This window comes from Candidatus Thiosymbion oneisti (assembly GCF_900092655.1).
Classification (GTDB): domain Bacteria; phylum Pseudomonadota; class Gammaproteobacteria; order Chromatiales; family Chromatiaceae; genus Thiosymbion; species Thiosymbion oneisti.
In genome coordinates, this window is the sequence record NZ_FLUY01001329.1 from 1 (window position 1) to 7242 (window position 7242).

At 56.5% G+C, this 7242-nt stretch carries 7 protein-coding genes and 1 pseudogene; 5 read left to right on the forward strand and 3 right to left on the reverse strand.

The features are described 5' to 3' along the window. Nucleotides 1–267: 267 nt before the first annotated feature. The 5 genes from aprB to BQ17_RS13675 all read left to right on the forward strand — a co-directional run bounded on the left by aprB (nt 268) and on the right by BQ17_RS13675 (nt 4839). Nucleotides 268–735: an adenylyl-sulfate reductase subunit beta gene (aprB, locus tag BQ17_RS13655; protein ID WP_089727960.1), complete on the forward strand. Its 468-nt coding sequence runs from the start codon at nt 268–270 to the stop codon at nt 733–735. Nucleotides 736–788: 53 nt separating this feature from the next. Then, entirely contained in the window at nt 789–2777 is a 1989-nt protein-coding gene (gene aprA, locus BQ17_RS13660) for an adenylyl-sulfate reductase subunit alpha (RefSeq protein ID WP_089727962.1), read from the forward strand. A 324-nt stretch (nt 2778–3101) separates the two neighbouring features. Next, nucleotides 3102–3998 carry a YkgJ family cysteine cluster protein gene (locus BQ17_RS13665; RefSeq protein WP_089727965.1) on the forward strand — a complete coding sequence of 299 codons (897 nt, stop codon included), beginning with the start codon at nt 3102–3104 and terminating at the stop codon, nt 3996–3998. 201 nt (nt 3999–4199) lie between these two features. Continuing rightward, nucleotides 4200–4421, forward strand: a complete 222-nt coding sequence (locus tag BQ17_RS13670) for a hypothetical protein (protein WP_089727972.1) — start codon at nt 4200–4202, stop codon at nt 4419–4421. Next, the gene (locus BQ17_RS13675) at nt 4411–4839 is read left to right on the forward strand and encodes a PIN domain-containing protein (RefSeq protein ID WP_089727967.1); all 429 of its coding nucleotides are present in this window, start codon (nt 4411–4413) and stop codon (nt 4837–4839) included. The genes BQ17_RS13670 and BQ17_RS13675 overlap by 11 nt, the downstream gene beginning before the upstream one ends. On the opposite strand, the pseudogene BQ17_RS13680 reads toward BQ17_RS13675, so the two are convergent. From BQ17_RS13680 to BQ17_RS13690, 3 genes and pseudogenes are all read right to left on the reverse strand, one after another. Further along, nucleotides 4839–5274, reverse strand: a pseudogene (locus tag BQ17_RS13680) (transposase); the annotation flags it as partial. The gene BQ17_RS13675 and the pseudogene BQ17_RS13680 overlap by 1 nt on opposite strands. Nucleotides 5275–5672: 398 nt before the next feature. Beyond that, nucleotides 5673–6194 (reverse strand): Slp family lipoprotein, encoded by a 522-nt coding sequence (locus BQ17_RS13685; RefSeq protein WP_089727969.1) that lies wholly within the window; start codon nt 6192–6194, stop codon nt 5673–5675. A gap of 23 nt (nt 6195–6217) precedes the next feature. Further along, the gene (locus tag BQ17_RS13690) at nt 6218–6772 is read right to left on the reverse strand and encodes a Slp family lipoprotein (RefSeq protein WP_089727971.1); all 555 of its coding nucleotides are present in this window, start codon (nt 6770–6772) and stop codon (nt 6218–6220) included. Nucleotides 6773–7242 lie beyond the last annotated feature (470 nt).

The following is a 7242-nucleotide window of genomic DNA, read 5'->3' on the forward strand; positions in this document are numbered from 1 at the left end:
GCGGTTAGCCTACCGAGGCGCTTAATCGACGCTGGAGCGTCAGATCCCTCCTCCGTCGGGACCAGGTCTGCTCCCACACTGGAGCGTGGGGAGCCAGCCGAAAATCAATGCCAGTAGAAAATCAATGGGTTAGTTTTTAGACAGCCTCTAAGGACGGCAGATCGTCCAGAGTATCGGCAGGCTTGGGTCCATGGGAAGCCACAGGTCGCCGGGTATTATCCATCGCGGCGGCTACACCGCAGTGAAACACTTAGGAGAGAATGCACCATGCCAACTTTTGTGCGTACTGAGAAGTGCGATGGCTGCAAAGGCCAGGACAAGACCGCTTGCATGTACATCTGCCCCCATGACCTGATGATGCTCGATAAGGACGGGGCCGAGACGAGTCATGCCATGAAGGCCTACAACCAGGAGCCCGAGCAGTGCTGGGAGTGCTACTCCTGCATCAAGATCTGTCCGCAGCAGGCCATCGAGGCCCGTCCCTACGCGGATATCGTGCCCCTGGGTGCCTCCGTGCAGCCCCTGCGCGGTACCGACTCCATCATGTGGACCATCAAATTCCGCAACGGCACCATGAAGCGCTTCAAGTTTCCGATCCGCACCACCCCGGAAGGCTCCATCGATCCCTACGGCGGCAAGCCGGAGGCCGACATCTCCAAGGTTACGGAACCCGGCTTCTTCGTACGGGCCAATGGCTTCCGCGCCGGCGATTCCAGCGAACTGATCAGAAAGTAGGCCCCTGAGTCGACTCCAAATCAAGTCAACAGAGATTCAACAGAGGTAACAGAATGGCCGGAGAATTCGGAAAACCTGAGGTTGTCGAGGAAGAGGTCGACATCCTCATCATCGGTGGCGGCATGGCCGCCTGCGGTACCGCTTACGAGATCGGTCCCTGGGTCAAGGCCGCCGGCAGCGACATCAAGGTAAAGCTGGTCGACAAGGCCGCCATGGATCGCTCCGGCGCCGTGGCCCAGGGCCTGTCCGCCATCAACACCTACATCGGCAGCGAGCAGGACCCCGCCGATTACGCCCGCATGGTCTCCAACGACCTGATGGGCATCACCCGTGACGACCTGGCCTACGATCTGGGCCGCCACGTCGATGAGTCCGTGCACCTGTTCGAGGAATGGGGCCTGCCGATCTGGAAGACCGACGAGAACGGCGAGCGCCATGACGGCTCCAAGGGCTTGACCCCCTTGAAGGACGGCGGTAAGCCGGTGCGTTCCGGTAAATGGCAGATCATGATCAACGGCGAGTCCTACAAGTGGATCGTCGCCGAGGCCGCCAAGAAGGCCCTGGGTACCGACCGCATCCAGGAGCGGGTCTTCATCGTCAAGCTGGTAAACGACAAGAACGACAAGAACCGCGTCGCCGGGGCGGTCGGTTTCTCGGTGCGCGAGCACAAGCTGTTCGTCTACAAGTTCAAGGCCTGCCTGCTGGTCGCCGGGGGTTGCGTGAACATCTTCCGGCCCCGGTCGGTGGGTGAGGGCCAGGGCCGCGCCTGGTACCCGGTGTGGAACGCCGGCTCCACCTATGCCATGGCCGCCGAGGCCGGCGCCGAGATGACCATGATGGAAAACCGCTTCGTACCGACCCGCTTCAAGGACGGCTACGGCCCGGTAGGCGCTTGGTTTCTGCTCTTCAAGTCCCAGGCCACCAACGGCTTCGGCGAAGTCTACATGCAGCGCAACAAAGAGCTGTTGAACGACTATCCCCCCTACGGCCAAGCCGCCGTTCCGGCCGCCTGCCTGCGTAACCACCTGATGCTCAAGGAAATGCGCGAAGGCCGTGGCCCCATCTGGATGGACACGGTCACCGCCCTGGGCAAGCTGCGCGAGACCCTGTCTAAGCGCGAGGTCAAGCACCTGGAGGCCGAGGCCTGGGAAGACTTCCTCGATATGTGTATCGGCCAGTGCGCCATCTGGGCGGGCGAGAATATCGAGCCGGAGAAGAAGAACTCCGAGCTCATGCCCACCGAACCCTATCTGCTCGGCTCACATTCGGGTTGCTGCGGGATTTGGGTCTCGGGTCCCGAGGACCTGGGTGCGCCCACCGATGAGAAAGAAGCCGGTGTCCCCGAGCATCTGCCGTCCGGTTGGAACTGGGGCTATCGCAGCATGACCACGGTCAAGGGCCTGTTCACCGCCGGCGACGGTGTCGGTGCCTCCGGCCATAAGTTCTCCTCCGGCTCCCACGCCGAGGGCCGTCTCGCGGCCAAGGCCATGGTCAAGTTCGTTATGGACAATAAGGACCTCAAGCCTGAGCTGGATACCGACGTGGACACCCTCATCGAGGAGATCTATCGTCCGGTCAAGAACTTCCTGGAGCACAAGGACTATTCCACCGCGATCGACATCAACCCCAACTACATCACCCCGCGGATGCTGCAATTCCGTCTGCAGAAGGTCATGGACGAGTACGTGGCCGGCGTGGCGACCTACTACACCACCAACGCCAACATGTTGGAGCTGGCGGAGAAGAAGCTGGAGATGCTCAAGGAAGACTCCCTGAAGATGCGGGCCAAGGATCTGCACGAGCTATTGCGCGCCTGGGAGAACTACCACCGCATCCTTACCGCGGAAGCCCATATGAAGCACATCCAGTTCCGTGAGGAGTCCCGTTATCCGGGCTTCTACTATCGGATGGACCACAACAAGGTCGACGAAGAGAACTGGCACTGCTTCGTGAACTCCGTCTATGACAAGGAATCCAAACAGTGGACCTGCTTCAAGCGGGCACACACGGACCTGGTGGACAAGTCCAAGCTGTTCAAGTAATCCTCGACAGCTTCTCAAGACTTGAAAATCCGGGCACCGTGAGGTGCCCGGATTTTTTGTCTTTTTGGATATGAGTCCGTAAATGAACGCGAATGGACGCAAATCTGCTGCTTTGATTGTCGCCTGACGCGGGAGCGGCGCAGTTCGCAACTCTTTCACTCGCAGACTGTCCGAGCAAAACGAGAGGGCAGGTCGCGCGCCGCCCCGGAACCGTCGGCACCCTTTCTGCCCGATAATCTTTTCATTCGCGTTTATTTGCGTTCATTTGCGGACTTCCCTCATTGGCCGACCTGACGGCCACCGCCACGCGAGGACCCCCGAGCCATGAACGACGAGCGCTTCGACCTTCCTTTCGAGAGTCCCAACCTACCGCAGCTGCTCACCGCTGACACCGGATTCAAGTTCCGGTGCTACCAGGGAATCGCCTGCTTCAACGCCTGCTGCCGGCGGGCCGATGTCACCCTGGCCCCCTACGACATCCTGCGTCTGAAATCGCGCTTCGGACTGACCTCCGAGGAATTCCTCAAGCACTACACGGTCCCCTTCCGGATGGATCAGGATGGCGTGCCCGGCCTCAAGTTGCGCACCGACGACGCAGGCACCTGCCTGATGCTGGACGGAGACAACGGTTGCAAGGTCTACGCAGACCGGCCCACTGTCTGCCGTTACTACCCGGTGGCCCTGCTCAATATGCGCAAGAAGGACTCGTCCCAGGCCGAGGAGAACTACTCCCTGATCTCCGAGAGCTACTGCAAGGGCCACCTCGAGGACCGCGAGATCAGTATCCAGGACTACCGCATTGAGCAGGGATGCAAGGAGTACGACGACCGGAACCGAGACTGGTACCGCTTGATCCTCAAGAAAAAGTCCGCCGGTCCCGGGGTAGGGCGCCCCTCCGAGATGAGCCTGCAGGTGTTCTTCATGGCCTCCTACAACCTGGACATGTTCCGCCGCTTCGTGCTCAGCGAGAACTTCCGCCGGTCCTACAAGCTCGACGACGCCTTCTTTCAAGCAGCCGCGACGGACGATCTGCTCCTGATGGATTTCGCCTTCCGATTCCTGCGCCAGGCCCTGTTCGGTGAGAAAAGCATCGAAGAAGTCGAGAACGCCTGGGAGAAACGGGTCGAGGAACGCAAGGAGATCTGGAAGCTACGCACCCAGGCAGAACTGGCGCGCAAACAACAGGATGCGGACGATAAATACCGTATCGAAGCCGAATGATTTTTGGGCCGCAAAGGATTTGTGGGGTGGGCTGTGCCCACCACTCTGACTGCCCTTTGGAGTGCGGCGGCAACCGGTTATCCCGGTGTCTTTTAACCAATTGTTAGGAAAGACGATTTGAGATTGCTACGTCAATACTCTTGCTTTTTACACGATTTGTCGTGTACACTGATGTAGTGCATAAAATATATGGAAATCAAAATGTTAAAGAACATTACGCTTAGTGCTGACGAAAAGCTAATCCGCAAGGCGAGAAAAAAAGCCAAACAGGAATATACCACTTTGAATTCCCAGTTTCGCCAATGGCTTGAAAACTATACCAGCGTAGACACAAGTTCCAATGACTATCAAAATTTGATGGAACATCTAAGCTATGCAAAACCTATCAAGCATTACTCCAGGGGAGAAATGAATGAAAGATAAATATTTTCTTGATACCAATATTTTCGTCTATTCCTTTGAGCCTAGCGAACCCACGAAAAATGCTATCGCTCGTGATTTGATACAAAATGCTCTTAAAGAACAAATAGGTTGTATTAGCTCTCAGGTGATTCAAGAATTTTTGAATGTATCAACAAAAAAGTTTAATCCTCCACTTGCTCCTCAGGACAGTTTAAAATATTTAAATACCGTTCTAGCACCACTCTGTGAGATATCTACATCAGTTGAATTGTACCGAAAGACTATTGAAACATCTGAACGATGGAAATACTCGTTTTATGACTCTTTGATTCTTGCCGCTGCAATTCAAACAAACTGTTCAATATTGTATTCGGAAGACTTGCAGCATGGTCAAAACATCCAATCTCTCACAATTCTCAATCCTTTTCTTTCTTCCTAAAGAGTGCGCATAAACCAGGACAAATCGTGCAACCGGGCTCGATAGACTTCGGCAAGCGCCTCAACCTCGGTGACCTCCGCCCGGGTCATCTCTTCTCGGGACGCCGAGAGATAAGGTATCACCAACAGCGGCCCGGTGAAGAGCGCCGTCCAGCGCCGCAGCACCCCCTCTATCGACCACTCCTAAGCCCGTTCGCGATCAATGCGCACCACGATGTAATAGTGGTTATTCATCACCGCGTAGGCGGCCACATCGATGGCGAACAGGGTAGCAAGCTGCTGCATACGCTCGACGATCCAGCCGCGGCGGTGGTCGAAATTCAGGCCCGAGAACGGGGTCCTCGCCACACAAGAAGGCACGGCGCACACAACGACATACGTAATGATACCAAGGAGTGTTCTCTAGGGAGACGAGAACGGAACGGGGAGCGGTCATGGTAGGACGCTTGGCTGTCAGGTTGAGGGAAATGCTAGCTCAGTGGGAAAAACAAGATGCGGCGAGAAAAAAGGACACCCATTTTGTTTGACTATGGGACATCGATTAAGGAAATTACCGTGCTGGATTGCGTGCATTCTAATATGCTAGCGCCTGCGTATAGTCTAATTAACTGTTAGGCGCTCAATGCGCCCAACGTCTGGCATGTTCAATAAACAGGGCGTTGGAGAAAATGAGATGAAGATTTATTTCTTGTCATACTGTTTTCTCTCTTTGGGGACCATGTCTCTGGCACTCAATATTAATGCCTCTTTCGTCATTTTACGGATAAAGAGTATCGTCAAGTATCTTCCAGCATCCGTTTGGCCTAAGGTGCCGATTTATCAACGGGAACAAGTCTAAAAGACAACCCCCACTCCGCCAAAAACATCGCCGTCACCACCACCGATCCCGATGTTTATCCAGGGGCGTGAATAATTGCTGCGAGTCTGTTGATCCGGCCACAGGTGGGCCTTGTAGCTTTCCAGCAGCGGGAAGCCGTAATCTGCGTTCCCCAGCCGTCCTGTCCGGATCCCGGTGATGCGGCCGGTGGCGCTGACCGTGCGGCCGATCTGATAGTCGGTGGTATCCAGGAATCCCGGATGGATGATGATGAAGCGCCCTGTTTGCTCGGCTCCGGTACGGGGGCGGCCGCAGCTATCCAGGGGATAGGCGATCAGCTCGAGCTCCGTATGCTCCTTGAAATGACGGGTCTCGATCAGGATACCGCCCCATTGGATCGGCTTGCCCACATGATCGCCGGTGGCGGATACCACGGACGGTGTAATGGAAGGGGTGCCGACCGGCGGTAAGCAAAGATTGCTTGCACAGCTCGCCAGGAGAAGCAGGGAACAGACGATAGAGAAGCTGGTGTGCCGCATGGAGGTATTCTGAAGGCTCCGTATTACCAGTACCAAGGGTGCCAGGGAGAGTACCAGGGGTAATACCAAGGGTCCGGGTAGAAATAGGGCGGTCCCGAGGGTGATGGTTCCGGCCAGAGGTAAGGTTGTTCGACCGCGACCACCGGATAGGGGTAAGGATACTCGCCGATAGGTCGGGTTTCTACGCGCTTCAGGCGCCCGGTTACGGTGAGCAACCGCTGTTCGGGGTATTCTGCCGGATCGGCGAATCCCGTCAGCAAGGCGATGAAGCGGCCTGTGCCGGGCTCCTTTCCCCGCGGCTGTCCGCCCGAATCCAGCGGGCGGGACAGGATCTCGATCTCGGTGGTCTGCTTCCGGTTGCGGACCGCGACGATGGTACCGCCCCAGCGCACTCGCCGGTCGAGAAAGCGGTCGGGTTCTTGTTGTACCTGCGCAACCAAAATCGGTTTTTCCGGTGCCTTGCCAATGGCCGGGGGGACCTGCGAGGAGGCGCAGCCGGCAAGCAGCAGGATCACGGCGGAGAAGAGTGCTCCGGCTTGCCGCTTAGGCGGTGGCAGGGCGGACGGTTCCGATTTCATCGTCGGCGTCGTGGCTGCACTTTTTGAGGACAGGCACAGGGATCTGCCCGCCGCATCGGATTGGTGTCCATTCGTGGTTCTTCCCGCGCCCGGATCAGCCGTTTCTACCAGCGCATCGGCTCCGATCTCGGTGAGAGGCTGTCTAAAAATTAAGATACTGATTTTAGGGCATAAAATCTGAAAATTTCGCGCTCGTTCCCACGCTCCAGAGACTGTGAAAGTATTACCGAATTTTCAGAGCGAAAGGGAAAAGGAAACACAATTCGCCTAAATCAGGCGGCATAGATTGCTCCTAGCTCCACTTTGTACGGAATTTAACGTGAAATATAGCGGTTTCACCCCACCACTTCCGGGGGAAACGAATTCTTTCACAGTCTCTCCAGCGTGGGAACACCGTCTTGTCCGCTCCAGCGGACGCAGCTTCTCCGTGCTGATAGGCATTGGCTGTTAGCCTACCAGGCGCTTAATCG